General features: G+C 63.4%; 20 protein-coding genes. All 20 read left to right on the forward strand.

Features of this window, described 5'->3' with window-relative positions:
- Positions 1-48 precede the first annotated feature (48 nt).
- The 20 genes from FX984_RS03945 (at position 49) to FX984_RS04040 (ending at position 26478) form a co-directional block, all read left to right on the forward strand.
- Complete coding sequence (locus FX984_RS03945; RefSeq protein ID WP_027606732.1) at positions 49-1044, forward strand: aldo/keto reductase; 996 nt, start codon at positions 49-51, stop codon at positions 1042-1044.
- 163 nt (positions 1045-1207) lie between these two features.
- Positions 1208-2770, forward strand: coding sequence for a M91 family zinc metallopeptidase (locus FX984_RS03950; RefSeq protein WP_092357071.1), 1563 nt, complete (start codon positions 1208-1210; stop codon positions 2768-2770).
- Positions 2771-2959: 189 nt separating this feature from the next.
- Positions 2960-4954 (forward strand): methyl-accepting chemotaxis protein, encoded by a 1995-nt coding sequence (locus tag FX984_RS03955; RefSeq protein ID WP_092357067.1) that lies wholly within the window; start codon positions 2960-2962, stop codon positions 4952-4954.
- Between the two features lie 78 nt (positions 4955-5032).
- Entirely contained in the window at positions 5033-5491 is a 459-nt protein-coding gene (locus tag FX984_RS03960; protein ID WP_027606734.1) for an SRPBCC family protein, read from the forward strand.
- A gap of 80 nt (positions 5492-5571) precedes the next feature.
- Positions 5572-6018: a DUF411 domain-containing protein gene (locus FX984_RS03965; RefSeq protein WP_027606735.1), complete on the forward strand. Its 447-nt coding sequence runs from the start codon at positions 5572-5574 to the stop codon at positions 6016-6018.
- 9 nt (positions 6019-6027) lie between these two features.
- Positions 6028-6465 carry a YqaA family protein gene (locus tag FX984_RS03970; protein ID WP_027606736.1) on the forward strand — a complete coding sequence of 146 codons (438 nt, stop codon included), beginning with the start codon at positions 6028-6030 and terminating at the stop codon, positions 6463-6465.
- 44 nt (positions 6466-6509) lie between these two features.
- Complete coding sequence (locus tag FX984_RS03975) at positions 6510-7511, forward strand: alpha/beta fold hydrolase (RefSeq protein WP_027606737.1); 1002 nt, start codon at positions 6510-6512, stop codon at positions 7509-7511.
- Between the two features lie 26 nt (positions 7512-7537).
- Positions 7538-8491, forward strand: coding sequence for a D-2-hydroxyacid dehydrogenase family protein (locus FX984_RS03980; protein WP_146476199.1), 954 nt, complete (start codon positions 7538-7540; stop codon positions 8489-8491).
- 523 nt (positions 8492-9014) lie between these two features.
- On the forward strand, positions 9015-10571 hold the full coding sequence (gene glgA / locus FX984_RS03985) for a glycogen synthase GlgA (RefSeq protein ID WP_074846904.1): 1557 nt from the start codon (positions 9015-9017) through the stop codon (positions 10569-10571).
- Between the two features lie 19 nt (positions 10572-10590).
- Positions 10591-12336, forward strand: coding sequence for a malto-oligosyltrehalose trehalohydrolase (treZ, locus tag FX984_RS03990; RefSeq protein WP_027606740.1), 1746 nt, complete (start codon positions 10591-10593; stop codon positions 12334-12336).
- A complete protein-coding gene (malQ, locus tag FX984_RS03995; RefSeq protein WP_146476197.1) occupies positions 12333-14417 on the forward strand; it encodes a 4-alpha-glucanotransferase in 2085 nt (694 codons plus the stop codon). The genes treZ and malQ overlap by 4 nt, the downstream gene beginning before the upstream one ends.
- Positions 14414-17164, forward strand: a complete 2751-nt coding sequence (locus tag FX984_RS04000; RefSeq protein WP_146476195.1) for a malto-oligosyltrehalose synthase — start codon at positions 14414-14416, stop codon at positions 17162-17164. Before malQ ends, FX984_RS04000 begins: the two co-directional genes overlap by 4 nt.
- Before the next feature lie 24 nt (positions 17165-17188).
- A complete protein-coding gene (locus FX984_RS04005; RefSeq protein ID WP_027606743.1) occupies positions 17189-17449 on the forward strand; it encodes a DUF2934 domain-containing protein in 261 nt (86 codons plus the stop codon).
- A 130-nt stretch (positions 17450-17579) separates the two neighbouring features.
- Complete coding sequence (gene glgX, locus FX984_RS04010) at positions 17580-19739, forward strand: glycogen debranching protein GlgX (protein ID WP_146476192.1); 2160 nt, start codon at positions 17580-17582, stop codon at positions 19737-19739.
- A 1-nt stretch (position 19740) separates the two neighbouring features.
- A complete protein-coding gene (locus FX984_RS04015) occupies positions 19741-20739 on the forward strand; it encodes an acyl-CoA dehydrogenase family protein (RefSeq protein WP_146476190.1) in 999 nt (332 codons plus the stop codon).
- Positions 20736-21494 carry a PIG-L deacetylase family protein gene (locus tag FX984_RS04020; protein WP_146476188.1) on the forward strand — a complete coding sequence of 253 codons (759 nt, stop codon included), beginning with the start codon at positions 20736-20738 and terminating at the stop codon, positions 21492-21494. Before FX984_RS04015 ends, FX984_RS04020 begins: the two co-directional genes overlap by 4 nt.
- A complete protein-coding gene (locus FX984_RS04025) occupies positions 21491-22090 on the forward strand; it encodes an SAM-dependent methyltransferase (RefSeq protein ID WP_027606747.1) in 600 nt (199 codons plus the stop codon). The genes FX984_RS04020 and FX984_RS04025 overlap by 4 nt, the downstream gene beginning before the upstream one ends.
- Complete coding sequence (locus FX984_RS04030; protein WP_027606748.1) at positions 22087-22746, forward strand: glycosyltransferase family 2 protein; 660 nt, start codon at positions 22087-22089, stop codon at positions 22744-22746. The genes FX984_RS04025 and FX984_RS04030 overlap by 4 nt, the downstream gene beginning before the upstream one ends.
- 177 nt (positions 22747-22923) lie before the next feature.
- Positions 22924-23685: a PIG-L deacetylase family protein gene (locus FX984_RS04035; RefSeq protein ID WP_027606749.1), complete on the forward strand. Its 762-nt coding sequence runs from the start codon at positions 22924-22926 to the stop codon at positions 23683-23685.
- 249 nt (positions 23686-23934) lie between these two features.
- Positions 23935-26478, forward strand: coding sequence for an autotransporter family protein (locus FX984_RS04040; RefSeq protein ID WP_108572986.1), 2544 nt, complete (start codon positions 23935-23937; stop codon positions 26476-26478).
- The last annotated feature ends 5 nt before the right edge of the window (positions 26479-26483 follow it).

Genomic DNA, 26483 nt, shown 5'->3' on the forward strand with positions numbered 1-26483 from the left:
TTTTGTCGAGGGCAACAATGGCGTCCTACCTCATCAGGAGCTGCACCCATGCACACTCGTCAACTCGGTAAGAACGGTCCTCACGTCAGTGCCATCGGCCTCGGCTGCATGGGCATGAGTGATTTCTACGCCCCCGGCACCGACACCTCGGAGGCCACTGCCACGCTGCATCGCGCCTTGGAGTTGGGCGTCAATTTCCTTGATACCGCCGATATGTACGGCCCCCACACCAATGAGCAACTGATCGGCAAAGCCATTGCCGGCAAACGTGACCAGGTGTTCCTGGCGAGCAAGTTCGGCATTGTGCGTGAACCGGCCAATCCGGCGGTGCGTGGAGTGAACGGTCGCCCCGAGTACATTCGCGATGCCATCAACGGCACCTTGCAGCGCCTGGGCGTGGACACCCTGGACCTGTACTACCAGCACCGAATCGACCCGCAGGTGGCCATCGAAGAAACCGTCGGAGCCATGGCCGACTTGGTGCAGCAAGGCAAGGTGCGTTACCTGGGGCTGAGCGAGGCATCCGCCGCCACGCTGGAGCGCGCCCATAAGGTGCACCCGATCAGCGCCCTGCAAAGCGAATATTCCCTGTGGAGCCGCGACCAGGAAAGCAACGGCTGCCTCGCGGCCTGCCAACGCCTGGGCATCGCGTTTGTGCCTTACAGCCCGCTGGGCCGAGGCTTTCTGACGGGCGCCCTGAAAAGCCCGGCGGATTTCGATGCCGATGACTACCGTCGCACCAACCCACGCTTCCAGGGCGAGAACTTCGCGAAGAACCTGCAACTGGTCAAGCAGGTTCAAACCCTCGCAGCCGACAAAGGCGTCACCGCCGGGCAACTGGCGCTGGCGTGGGTGTTGGCACAAGGCGACTTCATTATTCCGATTCCTGGCACCAAGCAGCGCAAGTACCTGCAGGAGAACGTGGAGGCCGTGTCAATCCGCCTCGGCGCGGCTGAACTGGCGGCACTGGAGAGGATCTTTCCGGCCGATGCAAGTGCCGGCCTGCGCTATCCCGCAGAGGTGATGGCCATGCTGGATATCTGACGGCCAAGCTCAAGGGGCACCCGGTTTGCGGTGCTCCGACGCCAACACGTTTAGCACTAAAGCCCCTCCGGGGGCGGGGAACCTTCTCAGTCGGAGTTCCACGTAATAGCAACCCTGATACGTAATCAGGGTGCCCTTACACGCCACCCCAGAGGACATACCGATGTTATCTGCACTTGCCCACTCCTTGACATCCGGACTCTACGCCCAACTCCCCCGGCCTTTCGCTGAAACAAACGTTTCGCACTTCACCCCTCCCACCGACCTGACGCCAGGCATCGTGAACCGCCGCACCCACACGCTGCTTGTAGACGGTGACACCAAAATCAGCAGGGTCGTTGACTGGGACCCATCTGACCCCGAAAAACCGGAGATCCTGACCAGTTATCTGCACCTGCAAACCGGTAATGCCGCCGACCGTATCCACGTGCGCAGTTGGTCGGTGGACAAGCTGCAGATCTTCATCAACGATAAACCGCATTTAGTCGATATCAATACAAACGAAAGAAGCGAGCACGAGCTATTCATCGAAAGCCACGGCGGTGACGACACGGTCATCATCGACGATGACGTCAAGCTTCGCGTGAGCGTGCAAGGCGGCGACGGCAACGATTATCTCCAGGCGGGCGGAGGTCGCAGCAGGCTTTTCGGAGGGGCTGGCAACGATATCCTGCAGTTGGGCAGCGGCCTGGGTTATGCCGAGGGCAACGACGGCGATGACACAATCATGGGAGGTCCCGGCAATGGCGTAATGTACGGCAATAAAGGCAAGGACCTGCTCATTGCAGGCTTTGGCCCCTCCACCAGGCAGACCTATCTGGACGGTGGCGACGACAACGATGTACTTCTCTCAGGCAGCGGACATACCGTTGCACATGGGGGCAATGGCGACGACGTCCTTGCAGGGTACGAGCGCACGACCTTCTACACCGGCAAAGGAAACGACACTATCTGGAACAACCAGCGCAAGGACCTTATCTACGCCAAGGCCACGGATGGTTTCGACCGCACCAGGGGTTCGACTTTCACCGAAGTGAAGCCAAGCAATGCCGGCAACCTGGGATTCAGTGTAGAAACTCCCCCTCAGACCCCGGAGGAGGACGCACAGGCTTTCAAGCAGCGCGTCGCCGACGATTTTGAATTTCTGCGCAGTTCACCCATAGGGCAACAAGCACTCAAACAAATGGATGAGCTCGCGGTAACAAATGGCGGCAAGGTCACCATTGAGCCAATCGGGAACGGCGGTACCGACTACATTCCTGGCGGTAGTGAACTGGATGAATTGACGCCCGAGGAGCGCGAAAGCGCAGAAGCCGGAACCTATGGGCATATCACGGATGGCGTTCCCGGTTTCCGCGTCACTCGCGGCATCATTCGCTATGAACCGCCATCTATTATCGAAAACGCCGAGCGTACCAATACAATGGTGCCCGTAACCGGTCTCGCCCATGAGATAAACCAAGCCTACACCTACGCAACCGGTACATCCGAGCATGGGTACACCCGCGAAGAGCCGGGGGAGGAAGGCCTTGTCGAGAACAACAAACGTCAAGTCATCGGTTTACCCTACGTTGAAGAACCTTCTCAGGACGGCACCCCTCCCTCGACATCAGCGCGTGTAACCAATCCGAAACACTTCACTGAGAACGCCCTGAATGCAGAAATGGGCAAACCCTTGAGGCAGTCCTACTTATGGACACCCAGCCCTCAAGGTCGCGGGAACTAATGCAGCGCCGGCAGGCCAGGCATTGATTCGATAAGCGGTAATCCCCATGGCGAGGCAGCTGCTGGCCTCGCCATGTTAAAAACCTGATTTGGCCCCCCCGTACCTAAAGCTCTTCCTCGCCAAGCCGATAGCCCTACGAAGCTCCAAAACAGCCGCGTCGATAATAAACGCTTCGTAAGGACGACCCCCATGCCCCCACTGCGCTCCATCCAAGCTCGCTATACCCTGTTCCTGGTGCTGTTCGTCCTGGTGTTGTTCGTGTTGACGGTCGTCGGCATCGGCCAACTGGTCGCGCCCACGCTGCGCCATACCGAGGAACAGGTGGTGCTCAACCGCATCAGTGAGGTGGCCGAGCAGATCCAGGGCGAACTCAACAAGGTTCAGTCCCAGCAACGCACCATCACCCAGACCATTCCCCTGCTCGACAGCGATGCCATCGACAAGGTCCTGCCCGGCCTGGTCGACCAATATGGTGAGCTGAAGGTCTTCGGCGGCGGTATCTGGCCGCTGCCCAACCAGCGCACGCCGGGGCGCAACAAGCACAGCACCTTCTGGCACCGCGATGCCTCGGGCAAGCTGGCAGTGAACACCTTCTGGAACAGCGATCCTGCCCCCAACTATTACGACCAGAGCTGGTACAAGGGCGGACTCGCGTCGCCACGTGGCCAATGTGCCTGGGCCGCGGCCTACAAGGACGACGCCAGCCAGGAGCCGCGCACCAACTGCGCCATGGCGATCCAGCGTGACGGCGCGGCGTACGGCGTGGCCACCATCGACGTGACCCTGGGTTTCTTCAACGAACTGGTAGCCAGCAAGGAAAAGGACATCGGCGGGCAAATGCTGATCGTCGAAGGCGATGGCAAGATCATCAGCAACAGCACGCGCCTGAGCAGCCCGGTGGTGTTGAAGAACATCAGTGAACTGACCGGGACCTCGGCCTTTGCCGCCCAGGTCAGCAAGGCCCTGGCCCATCGCGACCAGGCCTTGCAGCGCAACGAGTTCGACAACCAGGGCGTGGCCAGTACCTTCTACATGCGCCCCATCGAAGGCACGCCGTGGTTCCTCGCCACCGCCCTGCCCACCTCGCTGATCACCGCCCAGCGCGATGACGTACTCGGCAGCCTGGCCCTGTTGCAGATCCCCATGGTGTTGCTGCTGGTGCTGCTGGCGGTGTATGCGATCCGCCAATTGGTGCAGCGCATGAAAATCCTGAAGACCAACATCGACGCACTGTCCACCGGCGATGCCGACCTGACGCGGCGCATCACCATCCGCGCCGAAGACGAACTGGGCGCCATCGGCCATTCGGTGAACCGCTTTATCGTCTACCTGCAAGACATGATCGGCGAAGTGACCCAGGCCACCGGTGCCATGTCAGCGGGCCTTGAGCAATTGCAGCAAACCTCGGCGCACACCAACAGCATCCTGGTGCGCCACGCCTCGGAGACCGACCAGACCGTTACCGCCATCACCGAGATGAGTTCCACCGCCGATACGGTGGCGCAGAACGCGGCGCAAACCGCTTCGTTCACCCAGCGCGCCAACGAACACGCCGACCGCTCCCGCGTGGTGGTGGGTGAAGCGTCCACCAGCGTCAGTGCGCTGATCGGCGAAGTCGCCAGTGCCACTCACACCGTGGAGAACATGCGCCAGGACGCCGCGCGCATCACCGAAACCCTCGGCGTGATCGGCGCGATTGCCGGCCAGACCAACCTGCTGGCCCTCAACGCCGCGATTGAAGCCGCGCGGGCCGGCGAGCAGGGTCGTGGTTTTGCGGTGGTGGCCGACGAAGTCCGCGCCCTGGCGGCGCGTACCCAGGCCAGCACTTCGCAGATCAATGAAATGCTCGCACGCCTGACCACCGGTGTCAGTTCGTCGGTGGCGGCCATGGAAAACACCCAGGCCAGCTGCCAGTCGGCGGCGGATGCCACGGCACGGGTGAACACCGGGCTCGACGAGATGGCCGGTTCGGTCAGCCATATCAATGACCTCAGCACCCAGATCGCCACCGCTGCCGAGCAGCAAAGCGCGGTGACCGAGGAGATCAACCGCAGCATGGTGCATATCCGACATATGGTCGAAGAGCTGGTGCAAAGCGGCCATGCCACGCAAACCAATACACAAAGCCTGCTGGACGCCAATGGCCGGGTGATTGCGTTGATGGGCCGGTTCAAGGTGCGCTGATAAATGGCTGAAACACTCCCGTGCAATGTGCGGGAGTGGGACTATTCTGACAGTTCACAGCCACACAGGAGGTGTGCCATGCGCGCTGTCGAGCAGTCGGTCCGCTTGGAACGGATCAGTCAGGAACGTTTTATCCAGGCCCCTATCGATGCCGTCTACGACTATGTGACCCAACCGGATCGCTGGCACGAATGGCACCCCACCTCCCTCGGTGCCGACACCGGCACCAGCGGCCCCCTCCCCGCCGGCGCACGTTTTACCGAAATGATCGACCTGCTCGGAGTACGCGTGCCCATGAGCTACCGCGTACAGATCGCCCGGCGTCCCGACGAGTTCAAGACAGTGTTCACCTCACTGGCCGTCGACGGTTCGATCCATTACTTTTTGCAGCCCTTTCGCGACGGCACCCTGTTCAAGCGCGTGCTGACCTATGAAACCGAATTGCAGTTGGCCAGCCTCCATGAACGCATGATCGAGCTGTCGGCGATTGCACTGGACCGGCTCAAGCAACGGATGGAAAACTCGCTCTCCGTATAATTTTGAAACATTAACCCGACGTCCCACGGATAAAAGCAGGGAGAATGCCCGGCTTACTGCCCGTATTGGACGAGACCCCAATGAAAACCCCATTGCGATTGGCCCTGCTTTCAGCGCTGTTCACCACCACCCTGGCCCAGGCCGCCGACCTGATCCCCATCGATGTGCACCGCGACGCCCATTGTGGCTGCTGCAAAAAGTGGATCAGCCACCTGGAAAGCAACGGCTTCAAGGTCAATGACCATGTCGAAGCCGACATGAGCGCGGTCAAGCAGCGGCTGGGCGTGGCCCCGCGCCTGGGCTCGTGCCATACCGCCGTGATCGACGGCAAGTTCGTCGAAGGCCATGTGCCCGCCGAGCAGGTACTGGCCTTGCGCAAGCGCGACGACCTGCAGGGTATCGCCGCACCGGGCATGCCCATGGGTTCGCCCGGCATGGAAATGGACGGCCATGCCGAGGCCTATCAAGTCATCGGCCTGACCCGCGACGGCCAGGATGTGGTGGTGGCGGACTACCCGGCGCACTGATCGGTGCCGATGGGTTACCTGGGGCTGTTTCTCGCCGCATTTGGCGCGGCGACGTTACTGCCCCTGCAATCGGAAGCGGTGCTGGTTGGCCTGTTGATCAGCGGGCATTACAGCCTGTGGCTGCTGCTGGGTATCGCCACCCTGGGCAACGTCCTCGGCTCGCTGGTCAATTGGTGGCTGGGGCGCTGGGTGGAGCACTTCAAGCAGCGTCGCTGGTTTCCGGTCAGCGACAAGCAGCTGGAAAAGGCCCGCCATCATTACCAGCGCTGGGGGCATTGGACGCTGCTGCTCAGTTGGCTGCCGGTCATTGGCGACCCGCTGACGTTGGTGGCCGGGGTGATGCGTGAACCGTTGTGGCGGTTCCTGCTGCTGGTGACTCTGGCCAAGGGCCTGCGATACGCGGTGCTCGCCGCCGTGACCTTGCAGTGGGTGTTAATCCCCCGTTAATCCCCCGCAAACAGCATCCGAGCACCCTGTTCGGAGCCCCGCCCATGCCTCTATCCCGTGCCTTTTGCATCGCCGGCCTGCTGACGGCCAGCATCGCCCCGGCGTTCGCCGCCAGCTATGGCCCTGAGCTGCAAGGCTTCCAATACCCCTATCCCCTCGAACATTTCCAATTCCAATCCCAAGGTAAATCCCTGCAAATGGGCTACATGGACGTGCCGGCCAAGGGGCAACCCAACGGTCGCAGCGTAGTGCTGATGCATGGCAAGAACTTTTGCGGCGCCACCTGGGAAAGCACGATCAAGGCCTTGAGCGACGCCGGTTACCGGGTGATTGCACCGGACCAGATCGGCTTCTGCAGTTCCAGCAAGCCCGACCACTACCAGTACAGCTTCCAGCAATTGGCCCTCAACACCCACCAACTGCTGGAAAAACTCGGCATTCAGAAGGCCACGCTGCTCGGCCATTCCACCGGCGGCATGCTCGCCACCCGTTATGCGCTGATGTACCCCGAGCAGACCGAGCAGCTCGGGCTGGTCAATCCCATCGGCCTGGAAGACTGGAAAGCCCTGGGCGTGCCCACGCTCAGCGTCGACCAATGGTATGCGCGGGAGCAGAAAGTCAGTGCCGAGGGGATTCGCAAGTACCAACTCAATACCTATTACGTCGGACGCTGGAAGCCGGAGTACGAGCGCTGGGTCGACATGTACGCCGGCCTGAGCAATGGCCCAGGGCATACGCTGGTCGCATGGAACTCGGCATTGATTTACGACATGATCTTCACCCAACCGGTGTACTACGAGTTCAAGCATCTGCAGATGCCTACCCTGTTGCTGATCGGGACCGCCGACACCACCGCCATTGGCAAAGACATTGCGCCGCCGGCGGTCAAGGCCAGGATCGGCAACTACGCGGTATTGGGCAAGCAAGTGGCCAAGCTGATTCCCCACGCCACACTGGTGGAGTTTCCAGGCCTGGGCCATGCGCCGCAGATGGAAGAGCCGGCGAAGTTTCACCAGGCGCTGTTGCAGGGCTTGAACGCCCTTTAATCCAACTTTTTTCGAGGCACGCGTGCATGTCGGTACAGATCGCAGTCATTGATGATTGGCAGAATGTCGCCCGTGGCGTGGTGGATTGGTCGCCGCTGGAGGCCGTGGGGCGGGTGCACTTCCTGCACGACTATCCGGCCGATACCGCCACGATGATTGAGCGTTTAAAGGCGTTCACGGTCATTTGCGTCATGCGTGAACGCTCGACCTTCGACCAAGCGCTGTTGCAGGGTTTGCCCAACCTCAAGTTGTTGGTGACCGGCGGCATGCGCAATGCCGCCATCGATATTGCCGCCGCCAAGGCCCTGGGCATCCAGGTGTGCGGCACCGACAGCTACAAGCAGGCGGCGCCGGAGCTGACCTGGGCGCTGATCATGGCGTCTACGCGCAATCTGCTGGCCGAAGCCAACTCATTGCGCGCGGGTGGCTGGCAGGTGGGCCTGGGTGGCGACCTGCACGGTAAGACCCTGGGAGTGCTCGGCCTGGGCAGTATTGGCCAGAGGGTCGCGCAGTTTGCCCAGGTGTTCGGCATGCGGGTGCTGGCCTGGAGTGAAAACCTCACGCCGGAGCGCGCCGTGCAGGCCGGGGCGACCTGGGTCAGCAAGCGCGAGCTGTTTGAGCAGGCCGACATTCTCACGATTCATTTGGTACTCAGCGACCGCAGCCGTGGCCTGGTCGACGCCGAGGCATTGAGTTGGATGAAGCCGACGGCCCGGTTGGTGAACACCGCGCGCGGGCCGATTGTGGATGAGCAGGCGCTGGTGCAGGCATTGACCACTGGTCGCCTGGCGGGCGCGGCGCTGGATGTGTACGCCGAAGAGCCGCTGCCGGTGGATCACCCGTTTCGCCACTTGCCCAACGTACTCGCCACGCCCCATGTGGGCTACGTGAGTGAGCAAAACTACCGGCAGTTCTACGAGCAGATGATTGAAGATATCCAGGCCTGGGCCAAGGGCGCGCCCATTCGGGTGCTTGGCTGACGCACCAATCAGGTGCGACCCGCACTAAGGGTGTGAGCTTAATCTTCGTGGTGAGCAGGCTTGCCCTGCGCTGGGGCGCGAAGCGGCCCTGAAAACCGGCAACGGGGTGGCAGGCCGCCAAATTGTTTGGGAGCGCTTCGCACTCCAGCGCAGGGCAAGCCTGCTCACTACAACCTCTCGCCGTCCTCAATTGCATATGGTTACAAGTTTTTTGTCCTACAAAATTCCCGCACAAACCCTACAGGCTCTGGAATCTGTCCTAGACTGATGACCGATGGGTCCCTTCCAAAACAAAAACCCCGCAAAAAATCTAAACTTTCGAACTCTGCCGTAGGTCCAGTTTTAAGGTAGGGCGAGTGCACGCGGTTCACACCCGATGCCCGTCCATCCAATCTATTTAAGCCGACCGTGCAACTGGCATAAGCCTTGCCAGCTTGTATAGCGCTTGTGCGCCTGGCCGCAGGATGCGGTCTTCGGAGCTAGTGGCAGCGGGCCATTAGCCAACCAACATTGGGAGAGAACTATGATCAGTGCCGCTGTAGATACTCAGGGAGAGCGTTTTAGTAAGGCGGCAGAGGGGCCAACGTCACTGGCCGACCTGCCCAACACTGTGCGGCCGATCGTGAGTAATAATCCCAATCGCAAGAAGGTATTGTTCGTCACCTCCGAGTTCGCCGACCTGGTGAAAACCGGTGGCCTGGGCGACGTGTCCGCGGCCCTGCCCCGCGCCATGGCCCACTTGCATGATGTGCGCGTCCTGATCCCCGGTTACCCGCAGGTGATGGAAAGCGACAACCCGATCCATATCATCGGTGAGCTGGGTGGCCACGCCGCGCTGCCGCCGTGCAAGATCGGGCGCATGGACCTCAAGGACGGCCTGGTCATCTATGTGCTGATCTGCCCCGAGCTCTACGAGCGCGAAGGCACGCCCTACGGCGCCAACAACGGCCGCGACTGGCCGGACAACCATATTCGCTTCGCCCGCCTGGGCCTGGCCGCCGCCGACATGGCCGCCAACCTGGCCCAGATCCACTGGTGCCCGGACCTGGTGCACGCCCATGACTGGCCCGCCGGCCTGGCCCCCGCCTATATGCACTGGCGTGGGTCACGTACACCCACACTGTTCACCATCCATAACCTCGCCTATCAAGGCGTGGTCAGCCTGGCCTCGACGCCGGAGCTGGGTATCCCGCCTCACGCCTTGCAGCAGGAAGGCATGGAGTTCTACGGCAAGATGTCGTTCCTCAAGGCGGGCATGGCGTATTCCAGCCACATCACCACCGTGAGTGCGACCTACGCCCAGGAAATCACCACCCCGGAATTCGGCTGCGGCCTCGACGGTTTCCTCGCCGCCAAGACCCAGCAGGGCCTGCTCAGTGGCATCCCCAACGGTATCGATGAAAGTTGGGAAACCTCCACCGACACGCACCTGACCCACAACTTCAATATCGGTGACTGGGAAGGCAAGGCCATCAACGCCGACCACGTGCGCGAGCTGTTCGGCCTGCATGACTCCACCGGCCCACTGTTCGCGGTGGTCTCGCGCCTGGTCTACCAGAAAGGCCTCGACCTCACCGAAGCGGTGGCGAGCTTTATCGTCGAGAACGGCGGGCAGATCGCCATTATCGGGCGCGGCGAGCCGGAAGAAGAACAGGCCATGCGTGAACTGGCGCTGCGCTTCCCGGGCCAGGTCGGTGTGCGCATCGGCTTCAACGAGACCGACGCGCGGCGCATGTTCGCCGGCAGCGACTTCCTGCTGATGCCATCGCGCTACGAACCCTGCGGCCTGAGCCAGATGTATGCCCAGCGCTTCGGCTCACTGCCCGTGGCTCGCAACACCGGCGGGCTGGCGGACACCATCGAGAATGGCGTCACCGGCTTCCTGTTCAATGAATCCACCGTAGAAAGCTACGAAGAAGCCCTGAGCCGCGCGTTCCGGGTCTTCGCCAATAAAGGCCTGCTCAACGCCATGCGCAGCCGCGCCATGACCCAACCCTTCAACTGGTGCCAGGCGGTGGAACCCTACGCCGAGCTGTATGAACAACTGGTGGCCAAGGCCTTGGGGAAATCGACTAAATAATCAAGGGAGGTCTTCATAGATGCCGTTACGGACTTTGGAAACCTGGCCCCACGGCGCAATCATGCTGGACGCGCAACACACGCGTTTTGCCTTGTGGGCGCCAGACGCGTTTTATGTCAGCGTTGAATTGGAAAACGGTAAATCCATCGCCATGCTGCCCCAGGCAGATGGCTGGTTCGAGACTGAAGTGAAATGCCCGGCGGGCACGCGCTATCGCTACAACATCGATGGGGAAATGGACGTTCCCGACCCCGCGTCCCGGGCCCAGGCCTCGGACGTGCATGGCTGGAGCCTGGTGGTCGACCCGCTCGCCTACACCTGGCGTCACGCCAACTGGCAAGGCCGCCCCTGGCACGAAGCCGTGATCTACGAAGTGCACGTCGGCGCGATGGGGGGCTACGCCGAAGTCGAAAAGCACCTGCCACGCCTGGCCGAGCTGGGCGTCACCGCGATTGAATTGATGCCACTGGCGCAATTTCCCGGTGAGCGCAATTGGGGGTATGACGGCGTACTGCCCTACGCACCGCAGTCTTCCTACGGCTCGCCCGAGCAACTCAAGCACCTGGTCGACAGCGCCCACGAACACGGCCTCGCCGTGATTCTCGACGTGGTCTACAACCACTTCGGCCCTGACGGCAATTACCTGGGCCAGTACGCCAAGGGCTTCTTCCAGGAAGACGTGCACACCCCATGGGGCGCCGGGATCGACTTCGAGCGCCGTGAGGTGCGGAATTTCTTCCTCGATAACGCGCTGATGTGGCTGCTTGAGTACCGCTTCGACGGCCTGCGCCTGGACGCGGTGCACGCCATCGACAACCCCGGTTTCCTCCAGGAACTCGCGCATCGGGTACGCCAGCAGGTGGATACCGGTCGGCAGGTGTGGCTGGTGCTGGAAAACGAGCTGAACCAGGCCAGCCTGCTCAAGGAGGATTTCGACGCGCAATGGAATGATGACTTCCATAACGTGCTGCACGTGTTGCTGACCGGCGAGACCGATGCCTATTACAGCGACTTTGCCCAGGATCCCACCACCAAACTCGCCCGTTGCCTGGGCGAAGGGTTTATCTACCAGGGCCACACCACCCGCCATGGCCACGAGCGCGGCGAACCGAGCGCTGACTTGCCGCCCACGGCCTTCGTCGCGTTCCTGCAGAACCACGACCAGATAGGCAACCGCGCCCTGGGCGAGCGCCTGCACCAGCTCTGCTCGCCCCAGGCGCTCAAGGCAGCAACCGCCCTGCTGCTGTTGTCGCCGATGATTCCGCTGATGTTCATGGGGGACGAGGCGAACGCGAGCGAGCCGTTCCTGTTTTTTACCGACCACCACGGTGAACTGGCTGAAGCGGTACGCGAAGGCCGACGCAATGAATTTGCCGACTTCGCCGCGTTCCATGACCCCGAGCGCCGTGAACGCATCCCGGATCCCAACGCACTGTCGACATTCGCGCAATCGGCCCCGGTGATCGCCGACACCCCACACGCCGAGCTCTACCGCCAACTGCTGGGCCTGCGCCATCGCCATATCGTGCCGCACCTGCCTGGCGCCGTGGCATTGGGCGCGCAGGTGCTGGCCTACGCCGCCGTCAGTGCGCGCTGGCGCCTGGGCAACGGCAGCCTGTTGCAGATCGACCTGAACCTGAGCGCCACGCCGCTGGATCACCCGGCCACCGCGCCGGTCCTGTTCGAAACGCCGGCCCTGCAAGGTGCGCAACTGCCGCCCTTCAGCGCCCGCGTCACCTTATCCCCTGTTGGAGAGCACCCTTGAGCGAAGCGAACCTGGAAATCCTCGCCAGCCGCGCGGGCCTGGCCGTCGATTGGATCGACGCAAACGGCCGCCCGCAACGAGTGACACCCGACGCCCTGCGCGCGGTTCTCAAAGGCCTGGGCCACCCGGCCGACAACGATGCCGACATCAACGCCAGCCTGCTTGAATTGGAGCGGGCGCAACAAGACAAGCACCTGCCGCCCCTGATGACCGTCGACAGCGGCGAAGGCCTCGACCTGGCGCGCTACTTCGAACCCGACACCCTGTGCCGGGTCAACCTCGAAGACGGCGAAAGCCTGGAACTGCGCCTCGACGGCGATGCCGTGCTGCCCGGGGTTATCGCCCTGGGCTACCACCAGGTGCAGATCGACAACCAGAGCTTTACCCTGGCGGTCGCGCCCACCCATTGCTACAGCGTGGCCGAAGCGGTGGACAACCGCCCCGCCCGCGCCTGGGGCCTGAGCGCCCAGCTGTATTCACTGCGCCGCCTGGGCGATGGCGGTTTCGGCGACACCCTGGCCCTGGAACACCTGGTCCGTTCCGCCGCCGAACGCGGCGCCGATGCCCTGGCGATCAGCCCGATGCACGCGATGTTCAGCGCCGATACCGAGCGCTACAGCCCGTACTCGCCGTCCAGCCGCCTGTTCCTCAACAGCCTGTATGCCTCGCCCGCCTGCATTCTCGGCGAACGTGAGGTGCGCAATGCGATTGAAGCCCTTGGCCTGGAAGAAGAGCTGCGCGCGCTGGAACAGCACAGCCTGATCGACTGGCCGGCCGCTGCGCGAGCCAAACAGCGGCTGTTGCGCGTTCTGTATGAAGACTTCCGTCACGGCCATCACCCGCAGCATGCCGACTTCCTGAGCTTTCGCCAGGCCGGTGGCGAGGCGCTGGAAAACCATTGTCGCTTCGAAGCCGTGCAGGCAGTGCGCGCCGCTGCAGGCGAGGACCTTGACTGGCGCCACTGGCCTGAAGAGTGGCGCTCGCCGCAAAGCCCTGCGCTGGTTGCGTTCGCCGAAGAGCACCACGCCGAGATCGGCTTCTACGCCTTTGGCCAATGGCTGATCGCCCGTTGCCTGGAGCGCGCCCAACAAGCCGCCAAAGGCAGCGGCATGGGCGTCGGCTTGATCGCTGACCTGGCCGTCGGTGCCGACGGCGGTGGCAGCCAGGCCTGGAGCCGCCAGGATGAGTTGCTGGCCGACCTGACCGTGGGCGCGCCACCCGACATCCTGAACCGTGCCGGCCAGGGCTGGGGCATTTCCGCGTTCTCGCCCGAAGGTCTCAAGCGCAACGGTTTCCGCGCGTTTATCGAGATGCTGCGGGCCAACTTCGCCCATGCCGGCGGCTTGCGCATCGACCATGTAATGGGCCTGCAACGCCTGTGGGTGATCCCCATGGACGCCTCGCCGCGTGAGGGCGCTTACCTGTATTACCCGGTGGACGACCTGTTGCGCCTGCTGGCGCTGGAATCCCACCGCCACCAGGCGATCGTGCTCGGTGAAGACCTCGGCACAGTGCCCGATGGGCTGCGCGAAAAACTCATCGCCCGCTCGATCCTCGGCATGCGCGTGCTGTTGTTCGAACAGGGCCACGATGGCCAGTTCAAGCCGATCCTCGACTGGCCGGACAACGCCCTGGCCACCACCAGCACCCACGACTTGCCGACCCTCAACGGTTGGTGGCACAGCCGCGATATCGACTGGAACGTCCAATTGGGCCTGATCGATGCGCCCACCGTGGAGCAATGGAGCGAGCACCGCCTGCGTGAACGCCAGGCGCTGCGCCAGGCCTTGAGCCAGGACCCGCAGAATTTCGTCGATGAGATCCGCAATGAAACCGACCATATGATCGACGCCAGCGTGCGCTACCTCGGCCACACCCGTGCGCCGCTGGTGCTGTTGCCGCTGGAAGATGCCCTGGGCCTGGAAGAACAGGCCAACCTGCCCGGCACCACCGACACCCACCCCAATTGGCGCCGCCGTCTGCCGGGCGAGGCCTCCAGCCTGCTCGACAACGCCGGTGCCGCGCGCCGCCTTGAACTGCTGGCCGTCGCGCGCAACCAAGCCTACGAGCGTGACCGATGAAAGCCCTGCCCCTGCGCGCTACCCAGCGCCTGCAATTCCACAAAGGTTTTACCCTGGACGATGCGGTGCCACTGGTGCCGTACTTCGCCCGGCTCGGCATCAGCCATCTATATGCCTCGCCACTGCTGAGTGCCCGCGCCGGCTCGATGCACGGCTACGATGTGGTCGACCCCACCAGCGTTAACCCCGAGCTGGGCGGCGATCCGGCCCTGCGTCGCCTGGTCGCGGCCCTGCGCGAGCACGATATGGGGCTGATCCTCGATATCGTCTCCAATCATATGGCCGTGGGCGGCGCTGACAACCCTTGGTGGCTGGACCTTTTGGAATGGGGCCGGCTGAGTCCCTACAGCGAATTCTTCGATATCCAGTGGCACTCCCCCGACCCGCTGCTCAAGGGCCAATTGCTCATGCCCTTTCTCGGCAGCGACTACGGCGAAGCCTTGCAGAGCGGCACGCTGACGCTGCATTTCGATGCCGCCCACGGCGCGTTTCATGTTGAGCATTACGAACATCGCTTCCCGATCTGCCCACGGGATTACGCGGCGATCCTCGGCACCGACGAGCTGCTCAAACCCCTGGCCGACCGCTTCAGCGCCCTGGCCTATCAGGATGACGCCTACGCCGAAGCCGCCTGGCTCAAGCAGGCATTGGCCGAGCGTGCCACCGAAGTCCTCGAGCTTATCGAACGCCGGCTGACCGAGTTCGACGGACGCACGCCCGAGGGCTTCAAGCGCCTGCACCAGTTGCTCGAGCAACAGGCCTACCGCCTGGCCAGCTGGCGCACGGCGGCGGACGATATCAACTGGCGGCGCTTCTTCGACGTCAACGAACTGGGCGGGCTGCGCGTGGAGCGCACCGCAGTGTTCGAAGCCACCCACGGCAAGATCTTCGAATTGATCAGCGAAGGCCTGGTGGATGGTCTGCGCATCGACCACATCGACGGCCTGGCCGACCCGCGCGGTTACTGCCGCAAGCTGCGCCGTCGGGTGGATACGCTGTCGCCCGAACGGCACTTGCCGATCTTCGTCGAAAAAATCCTCGGCGAGGGGGAAACCCTTCGCGAAGACTGGCAAGTGGACGGCACCACCGGCTACGAATTCATGAACCAACTGTCGCTGCTGCAACACCATCCCGAGGGCTTTGCGCCGCTGGCGGACTTATGGACGCGTCACAGCGAACGTCCCTCGGCGTTTATCGAAGAGGCGCGGCTGGCCCGCCAGCAAATCCTCAACGGCTCCCTGGGCGGCGACTTTGAAAGCGTGGCCCAGGCCCTGTTGCAAGTGGCCCGCGACGACGTGATGACCCGCGACCTGACCCTCGGCGCAATCCGCCGCGCGCTGCAGGAACTGATCGTGCACTTCCCGGTGTACCGCACCTATATCAGTGCTCGCGGTCGCAGCGCAGATGACGACAAGGTGTTCCAGCAGGCCATGGACGGCGCCCGCACGACCCTTGGCGAGGGCGACTGGCCGGTGCTCGAGCATCTGGAAAATTGGCTCGGCGGCCAACCCTGGCGCAATCGCCCGGTGGGCCGCGAGCGCAAGATGCTCAAGCATGCCTGTGTGCGCTTCCAGCAACTGACCTCGCCGGCAGCGGCCAAGGCCGTGGAAGACACCGCGTTCTACCGCTCGGCCGTGCTGCTGTCGCGCAACGATGTGGGCTTCAGTACCGAGCAGTTCAGCGCGCCGTTGGCCGAGTTTCATGCCATCAACCAACAGCGCTTGCAGGCCTTCCCCGACAACCTGCTGGCCACCGCTACCCATGACCATAAGCGCGGCGAAGATACCCGCGCGCGCCTGGCCGTGCTCAGCGAGTGTGCGCCGTGGTACGTCGAGCAGGTGGAGCATTGGCGTACCCTGGCGGCGCCGTTGCGCGACGACGCGGCCACACCGTCGGCCGGCGATGAACTGATCCTGTACCAGGTGTTGCTGGGCAGTTGGCCGCTGGACCAGGCCGAGGACTTCGAAGGCTATCACCAGCGCCTGTGGCAGTGGCAACAAAAAGCCCTGCGCGAAGCCAAGCTGCAGAGCAGCTGGAGTGCGCCCAATGAGGCCTATGAACAGGGTGTCGAGGCTTTTCTCACCCGCCTGCTGCTCACAGAGGAAGGTCGGCCGCTGCGTAGCGCGATCGGCAGCGCCGCTCAGGCCATCGCGCCTGCCGGCGCACTGAATGGGCTGGCGCAAACCTTGCTTCGCCTTACCGTGCCGGGTGTGCCGGACCTGTACCAGGGCGATGAGTTCTGGGACTTCAGCCTGGTGGACCCGGACAACCGTCGTCCGGTGGATTTCACCGCGCGGCAACAGGCACTCAATACCCCGCCGGACATCGGCGAACTGTTGTTCAACTGGCGTGACGGGCGTATCAAGCAAACCTTGATTGCCCAGGTACTGGCCTTGCGCAAGGCCCATCCGCAGGTGTTCCGCAGCGGCAGCTATACAGCGCTGGAAGTGGTCGGCCAACACGCCGGGCGGGTGGTCGCATTCTGCCGCGAACACCAGGGCAAACGCGTGCTGGTAGTGGTGCCACGCTGGTCCCATGAACTGCTTGAAAACGGTGTGCATCCCCAGATCAATGCGCAGGTTTGGGGCGATACACGGGTGAAATTACCGTTCGCCGCACCAACGCAAAACTGGAAGGGACTTTTTCATACAGGCGCAGTCACACCAGACAAGGAGCTGTTGATCAGCACTGCCCTGGGGGATTTCCCGGTCAATGTCTTTATCAATCCTGATGATCAAGAAAGCTGAAAATTTTCTGTGAGGAGCATTGTGATGAGTACTGAAGACAAACGCATACGCGAACTGGCGCATCAGATCTGGGAGTCTGAAGGCAAACCCCACGGGGAAGACGCGCGCCACTGGGAGATGGCGCGCAAGCTGGCCGAAGCCGAAGCGCTGACGCCGAGCAAACCCAAGCCCGCCGCCAAGCCCAAGACCGCCCCCAAGCCTGCGGCGAAAGCCAAGCCAGCCGCGAGCAAGCCGGCGCCGCCGGCGGCCAAGAAGCCCCCCGCGCCGAAAAAGCCCAAGGCTTAACGCGCACGGCGCCATCGACCTTTTGCCGGCGCGGTCGGCAAAAGGTGATTTCACTCTTCTTATCATCCGCTGAAAACTCGTCAGCACGGCCGCGTTCGGCCCGAAAAAACAGCCTTGCAGGAGCAACTCAATGAGCAAACCCCATAAGACCCCTTCGACGCCGGGCAGCGAGCCGTCGCGGATTCGTGAAGGTTTGCCCTTCCCCCTCGGCGCGACCTGGGATGGCCTGGGTGTCAACTTTGCGCTGTTCTCGGCCAACGCCGAGAAAGTCGAACTATGCCTGTTCGACGACACCGGCGAAGTGGAACTCGAGCGCATCGAATTGCCCGAATACACCGACGAAATTTTCCACGGTTACTTGCCCGACGCCCACCCTGGGCTGATCTACGGCTACCGCGTGTACGGGCCGTATGATCCGGCCAATGGTCATCGCTTCAACCACCACAAATTGCTGATCGACCCCTACGCCAAGCAACTGGTGGGCGAACTCAAATGGTCCGAAGCGCTGTTCGGCTACACCATCGGCCACCCGGACGACGACCTCAGTTTCGACGAGCGTGACAGTGCGCCCTTCGTGCCCAAGTGCAAGGTCATCGACCCGGCGCACACCTGGGGCAACGACCAGCCGGTGCGGGTGCCGTGGGACCGTACGATCATCTACGAAACCCACCTGCGCGGCATCAGCATGCGCCACCCTTCGGTGGGCGAAGACGTGCGCGGCACCTGTGCAGGGTTGATGGAAGATGATGTGCTCAAGCACATCCGCCAGTTGGGCATCTCGTCGGTGGAATTGCTGCCGGTGCACGCCTTCGTCAACGACCAGCACCTGCTGGAAAAAGGCATGACCAACTACTGGGGCTACAACAGCATTGCCTTCTTCGCCCCCGACCCGCGCTACCTGGCCAGCGGCAAGATCGCCGAGTTCAAGGAGATGGTCGCGCACCTGCACGAGCAGAAGCTGGAAGTGATCCTCGACGTGGTCTACAACCACACCGCCGAAGGTAACGAACGCGGCCCGACCCTGTCCATGCGCGGCATCGACAACGCCTCGTACTACCGGCTGATGCCCGATGACAAGCGCTTCTACATCAACGACTCCGGCACCGGCAACACCCTGGACCTGAGCCACCCGTGCGTACTGCAGATGGTCACCGACTCCCTGCGTTACTGGGCCAACGAGATGCACGTCGACGGCTTCCGCTTCGACCTGGCGACCATCCTCGGCCGCTACCGCGATGGCTTCGATGAACGCCACAGCTTCCTCGTGGCCTGCCGCCAGGACCCGGTGCTGCGCCAGCTCAAACTGATTGCCGAGCCCTGGGACTGCGGCCCCGGTGGCTACCAGGTGGGCAACTTCCCGCCCGGCTGGGTTGAATGGAACGACCGTTTCCGCGACACCGTTCGCGCGTTCTGGAAAGGCGATGACGGCCAACTGGCGGACTTCGCCGGGCGCATGACCGCCTCGGGCGAGATGTTCAACCACCGTGGCCGCCGCCCGTACAGTTCGGTGAACTTCATCACCGCCCATGACGGTTTCACCCTGCATGACCTGGTGTCGTACAACGACAAGCACAACGAAGCCAACGACGAAAACAACCAGGACGGCAGCAATAACAACCTGTCCTGGAACCACGGCGTCGAGGGCCCCACCGACGACCCGGAAATCAACGCACTGCGCCTGCGCCAGATGCGCAACTTCTTCGCCACGCTGCTGCTGGCCCAGGGCACGCCGATGCTGGTCGCCGGTGACGAGTTCGCGCGCACCCAGCACGGCAACAACAATGCCTACTGCCAGGACAGCGAGATCGGCTGGGTCAACTGGGACCTGGACGAGGACGGCAAGGCGTTGCTCAAGTTCGTCAAGCGCTTGATCAAGCTGCGCCTGGCCTACCCGATCCTGCGTCGTGGGCGCTTCCTGGTGGGCGACTACAACGAGGACATCGGCGTCAAGGACGTCACCTGGCTGTCGCCGGCTGGCGACGAGATGACCACCGAGCAGTGGGAAGACAGCCACGGCCGTTGCCTGGGCATGCTGATGGATGGCCGCGCCCAGGAAACCGGGATTCGCCGCGCCGGTGCCGACGCCACCTTGTTGCTGGTGGTGAACGCCCACCACGACGTGGTCAATTTCCGCCTGCCGCCGGTGCCGGAGGGTGAGTTCTGGACCTGCATGCTCGACACCAACGAGCCGGCGGTACGTGGCCAGGAACGCTTCGAGTTCGACCACGAGTACGGTGTGACCGGTCGCTCGCTGCTGCTGTTCGAACTGCAGCGTGACGACGAGGTGTGACATGGCACTGCATGGATTCCTTCAAGGCTTCCAGGGCTATGCGGACACGCAGGCCCTGGCCAAGGCCTTGAGGGCACTTCAGGAGGAAGGCCTCGATCAGTTGCCGCTGCCTGGCAGCGGCGACACCCTCGGGCGGTTCAGCCGCCTGGCGCAGGTGGCTGGCCATGACCTGCGCTTGTGCAAGCTGTTCGAAGGCCACACCGATGCGTTGGCGATCATTGCCGAGCTGCGCAGCCCGGCGCCGCCTTTGGGCAGTCTGTGGGGCATGTGGGCCGCAGAACCGCCGAATGCCAAGGTGCAGGTGCGCTGCGAGGGCCATCGCCTGCGTCTGGACGGGCGTAAAGCCTGGTGTTCCGGGGCGGCGGTGCTCAGCCATGGTTTGCTGACGGCGTGGGATGAACAAGGCGGCCAGCAATTGGTGGCGGTGCAGATGGACCAACCGGGCATCACGGTCACCCACGACGGTTGGAATGCCGTGGGCATGGCCGCCACCGGCAGCGTCGAGGTCGTCTTTGACGGCGCCCATGGCCTTGCCGTGGGCGGCCCCGGCGACTACCTCGCGCGCCCCGGGTTCTGGCAAGGCGGCATCGGTATCGCCGCCTGCTGGTACGGTGCCGCACAACGCCTGGCCGAAGTGTTGCGCGATCACTGCAGCAGGCGCTCGGAGCCCCACGCCCTCGCCCACCTGGGCGCGGTCGACAGCGCCTTGAACAGCGCGGCCTGTGTGCTGCGGGCCAGCGCTGAACAGATCGATCGCTACCCCAGGGCCAATGCCCGGCACCAGGCCCAGCAGGTGCGCGCGTGCATCGAGGACACCGTCGAGCAGGTCATGCGCCATGTGGGCAGAGCCGTGGGCGCGGGTCCGTACTGCAAGGATCCGCACTTCGCCCAGTTGATGGCGGACCTGCCGGTGTATGTCCGCCAGAGCCATGCCGAACGCGACCTGGCCGGCCTCGGCGAACTGGTCGCCGGCGAACCCACAGGGAGGTGGCAGTTATGAAACCCAACCCGATCGTCGGCCAGGGCACGCCCCTGCAGCGCTGGCAGGACTCGCCGCTGATGGCCGAACTGCCGCAGATCAGCGTCGAACAATTGGTGCCCGAGGGCCACCGCGCGGTGATCATCGCCCCGCACCCGGATGACGAAGTGCTGGGCTGTGGCGGCCTGTTGCAAGGCTTGGCCGAACTGGGCCGGCCCATTCAATTGATTTCGGTCACCGATGGCAGCGCCAGTCACCCCGGCTCCACCCACTGGTCGGTGGAGCGCTTGAGCGTGGTGCGCCCCCAGGAGTCGGCCCAGGCCCTGCATCGCCTGGGTGTGCCGTTGCACAGCCTGAAATGGTTGCGGGCCGGCTTCAGCGACAGCCAGGTCGCGGCGCGGGAAGAGCAGCTCAGCGCCTTTATCCAGCGCCACCTCAAACCCACGGATGTGGTGTTTACCACCTGGCGCGAAGACGGCCATTGCGACCACGAGGCCGTTGGCCGCGCGAGCGCCAAGGCAGCGCACGCGGTGGGTGCGGCCCTCTATGAGCTGCCGGTGTGGACCTGGCACTGGGCGTCTCCCGAGAACAGCCTGGTGCCCTGGCACCGTGCCCGCAAAATCCCCCTGAGCTGTGAAGCCGTCGCGCGCAAGCGCCACGCCATCCATGCGTTCGCCAGCCAGCTGGAGGGTGACCCGCAGATCGGCCTGCCGCCGGTGCTGGCGCCCTATGTGGTGGAACGTCTGCTACAACCTTTTGAAGTGGTATTCGTATGAGTGTGGCGACACCGTATTTCGATCAACTGTTTGCCGGTAACGACGACCCCTGGGCCTTTCGCCAACGCTGGTACGAGCGTCGCAAACGGGCGCTGACCCTGGCACTCCTGACCCGGCCGCGCTATGCCTCGGTGTTCGAACCCGGTTGCGCCAATGGCGAATTGAGCTTCGAGCTGGCTCCGCGCTGTGATCACCTGCTGTGTTGCGACACGGCCTCGGCCGCTGTCGCCCTGGCACGCAGCCGCTTGCTGGGCTTTGCCCATGCCCGAGTGGAGCAGAGCCGCCTGCCCGGGCAATGGCCGACCGGCGAATTCGATCTGATCGTCTTGAGCGAGCTGTGCTACTACCTCGACCGCGATGACCTGTGCCGCTTGATCGATCGCGCCCTCGGCAGCCTCACCGCCAGCGGCCAGGTGTTGGCCTGCCACTGGCGCCCGACGATCGACGGGTGCCCGCAGACCGCCGAACAGGTGCATGCCCTGCTCCATGAGCGGCTGGGGATGCCCCTGGTCGCCACCCACCACGAACCCGACTTTCTACTCGACCTGTGGAGCCGTGACGGCACTTCGGTTGCCACCCTTGAGGGCCTGCGATGATCGGTATTCTGATCCCGGTACATAACGAAGAGGCGCTGCTCGGCGAGTGTCTGGAGGCCGCATTGGTGGCTGCCCGTCATCCAGGCCTGCTGGGTGAAGCGGTGCAGATCCTGGTGCTGCTCGACAGTTGCAGCGACGCCAGTGCGGCGATTGCCGAGGGGTTCCCGGTGCAGCGCCTGGAGGTGCAGGCACGCAATGTGGGCCATGTGCGCGGGGTGGGTGCGCGACACCTGCTCAACCAGGGTGCGCGCTGGATCTCATGCACCGACGCCGACAGCCGCGTGGCCCCCGATTGGCTGGTGGCCCAGTTGGCACTGGGCGCCGACGCGGTGTGCGGCACCGTGACCGTCGACGCCTGGAGCGAAGGGTTCGACCCGGCGGCGCAGATCCGTTACCAGCAGGCGTACCACGCCCGTGACGGCCACCGGCATATCCATGGCGCCAACCTGGGCATCAGTGCCGGGGCCTATGTGCGGGCCGGAGGGTTCGAACCGCTGCCCTGTCACGAAGATGTGCAATTGGTGCGCGACCTCGAGCGCTGCGGGGCGTCCATCGCCTGGAGCCACGCCCCGCAAGTCATCACCAGCGCGCGCCTGGAGGCCCGTGCCCAGGGCGGGTTCGGCGATTATTTGAAGAGCCTGATGTGCGCGTCTTGAAAAAAACGACATTGCAAAATGTAAAAGCGACCAATCCTTGTCTATGCTGATGACGCCTTGCTGGTAATTCAGGGTTGGATTACCACGCGTGCACCACGGCGGAGTCTGTGGTGAATAAATAGAGTCGTCCCGTCAACGGGGCACGACCCAGCATCAATCGACAAGGACGTAACGCCCATGAAGCCTGCCTCCCTCAGTGAAGGCCGTCGCGGCCCCGCGCAAATCTGGAACAGCGCACCGCAGCTGGCGCAAATCCCGCCTATCTCTACCACCTCCCTGGTGCCCGCTGGCGCGCGCGTGGTGATCATCGCGCCCCATCCCGGCGACGAGGTGGTGGCCTGCGGTGGTCTACTGCAATTGCTCAGCACCCTGGAACACCCCCTGCAAATGATCTCCATCACGGACGGCAGTGCCAGCCACCCGGGGTCCCACGTGTGGCCAGCCAGCCGCCTGAGTGTGGTGCGGCCCCAGGAAAGCGCCGAGGCGCTGCGCCGCCTGGGCATGCCCTTGCACAGCCTGAAGTGGATTCGCGGCGGTTTCTGCGACAACGCCCTCGCCGCCCGCGAACCGCAACTGAGCCAATTTATCGCGCGCTACCTGCAACCGGGCGATGTGGTGTTTTCCACATGGCGCAACGACGGCAATGACGACCATGAGGCCGTCGGCCGTGCCAGCGCCAACGCCTGCAGGCTGGTGGGCGCGCAGCTCTATGAACTGCCGATCTGGGCCTGGCACTGCCCCGCCCGCGAGGGTGCGACGATCCCCTGGCAGCGGGCGCGCAAGGTACGCCTGGACACCTGGACCGTGGCGCGCAAACTCCACGCCGTCCATGCGTATGCCAGCCAGTTGGCGGGCGACCCGCAGATCGGCCTGGCGCCGATATTGGCCCAGGTGCTGCTGGAGCGTATGCGCGAGCCTTACGAGATTGTGTTTTCGTAAGACCGGCAGCTCGTCTATACCTGTCAACTCTGACAGTAGCGCCCTGCACGATGTATGGCTAGGGTGCAAACAGCGCTGCACCCGTTGAGGTGCAGTCGAGAAAGCCATGCCAACTCCTTGCATTGGCCGGTGTTTTCGAACAGGTAACCCGCACTCCCTGCTCCGTATCGCGTGTCACGTTGTCATGGTCTGGCCTGCACCGGCCTTTGCCGGTGCCGGGGCAACTTTCCCCTCGCACGAGGATGGATCATGCGCTCACGGACTCCGACCCTGTTGTACCTGATTGCCCTGGCGACACTGCCGAGCGCCTCTTACGGGGCGTGCACCATCAGCAACACCGCCGGCGACGACCTCTCTTCCTGCGACAGCGGCACGGCACCAGGCTTTACCGACAGTGCCGGCAATAACACCCTGAACCTCAGCGCCACGGGGCGGATTACCGGGAATGTCACCTATGGCGCCGGCAACGATCTGGTGGATGTGAACGGGCCCAGTGCCGGGATTGATGGCAACCTCAACCAGGGCGATGGCAGTAATATTTTCCGGCTCAACCTGGGCAACATCACCGGCAGCGTCAGCCAGGGCTCGGGCGCGGATGTGGCGCAGATCAGCGGCGGCCAGGCCGGCGCCGTCAGCCAGGGCGCAGGCGTCGACAGCTACGCCCAGAGCGGCGGCAGGATTGCGTCACTGGCCCAGGGCGATGGGCTGGACGACTTCAACATGAGCGGCGGCATCATCGACGGTGCTTTCGAGGATGGCGACCGGGCCAAGATGAGCGGCGGCCGCATTGGCCGAGTCGACATGAAACTCGACAACAACCTGTTCGATATGTCGGGTGGCAGCATCATCGCCAACCTGGTAACCGGCTTCGGCGACGACACCATCCTGATCTCGGGCACGGCCTTCGTCGGCGGCAATATCAGTGTCAGCGGGGGCAACGATCACGTGGCGGTGTCCGGTGGTGACGTCAACGGCCAGATACTCCTCAGCTTTGGCGACGATCACTTCGAATGGACCGGTGGCAACCTGCATTCGTTCGTACTGCTGGGCGCCGGTGACGACACGGCGGTGCTGCAAAACCTGGTCAATACCCAACTGGCCGCGGCGCAGTTGATCGACGCTGGCCTGGGTGTCGACACGCTCACACTGGACAATACCAAGGCAGGCGATCCGGGCCTGTTTTCCAACTGGGAGAGCATTCGGCTGGACAACCAGTCGCAGCTGATCCTGGGCGGAACGCTGAAACTGGGTGACAGCGACACCGGCACGGGCAGCCTGAGCATCGACGGGACCAGTGAACTGTTGATCGGCACCGGGGTGATCGACCCGTTTACGGCCGGCCAACGGGTGAACGTCACCAACAGCGGCACCCTCAACATGACCACCGGCAACACCCGCACCAGCGACACCTTGACCATCAATGGCAATTACACCGGCGACAATGGACGGCTTTTACTGCAAAGCGCCCTGGGCGCGGATGATTCCCCCAGCGACAAACTGATCATCAACCAGGGCACCCTCGCCGGTACCACCGCCATCAGCGTCACCAACCTCGGCGGCGCGGGCGCGGCCACCCTGCAGGACGGCATCCAGGTGGTGCAGGCCCTCAACGGCGCGTCTGGCAGTGGCAGCGCATTTACACTGGCGGGCCCGGTACCTGCCGGCGCGTTCGACTACTACCTGTTCAAAGGCGGTGTCACGGCCGGTACGGCGGAGAACTACTACCTGCGCTCGACGATCCCCGTGGTGCCGCCTGGCCCGGTGATTATCGTGCCGTTACCCACCCCGGTTCCCGGTGAACCACCGCTGCCGCCCAATCCCGGGACCGAACCGATCCCTATTTATCGTCCGGAAGTGCCGATCTACGCTGCGTTGTTTCCCGCCGCACAGCAACTCGTGCAGGGCATGCTCGGCACCTTTCACCAACGCATGGGCGACCAAAGCCAGCAGTTGCACACCGGCCCGTTCACTTCGGGCTGGGGGCGGACCTACGGCAACAGCACGCGCCAGAGCTTTACCGGGACGGTCAGCCCGTCGCTCGACAGTTCGGTGACCGGCTTCCAGGTGGGTACCGACCTGTACGCCAGCACCTACGACAATGGCCTGACCCAACGCAGCGGGTTCTTCGTCGGCCACAGCACCCTCAAAGGCAACATCAAGGGCTTCAACGGCGGCTGGCAGGACAAGGACGCCGGCAAGACCACCTTGCGCGGGGACAGCCTGGGGGTCTACTGGACGCTGATCGGCGCCAACCAGGCCTACCTCGACCTGGTATTGATGGGCACCCGCTTCGACGGCAATAACGAGTCGGATCGTGGCGTGAAGATGGACACCCGGGGGCACAATGTCACGGCGTCCGCCGAAGTCGGCTGGCCGTTTGCCGGGATGGGTAACTGGGTGGTTGAACCCCAGGCGCAACTGATCGTCGGCAAGACCAGACTGGATAAGCAAAACGACGGGATCTCCGACGTTTCCTATGACGCCGACACTAACGTCACCAGCCGCCTCGGGGTGCGCCTGCGCGGTGACTATCAGGTCCGCAGCATGCCGCTTCAACCCTACGTACGGGCGAATGTCTGGCACACCAGTGCCGGGCAGAACACCGTCACCTTCAACGGTGTGACAGCCATCGACACCGAGCAGAAGTCCACCACCCTGGACCTGAGCGCCGGCGCCACGCTGAAGGTGGCCACGGGCATCAGCCTGTACGGCGAGGTGGGCTACAACCGCAACCTGGACAGCAACACCTTCAACGGCCGCCAGGGCACGGTCGGCCTGAGAATGGAGTTCTAGGGAAC

The sequence above is a fragment of the Pseudomonas marginalis genome (genome assembly GCF_008692035.1).
Lineage (GTDB): Bacteria > Pseudomonadota > Gammaproteobacteria > Pseudomonadales > Pseudomonadaceae > Aquipseudomonas > Aquipseudomonas marginalis.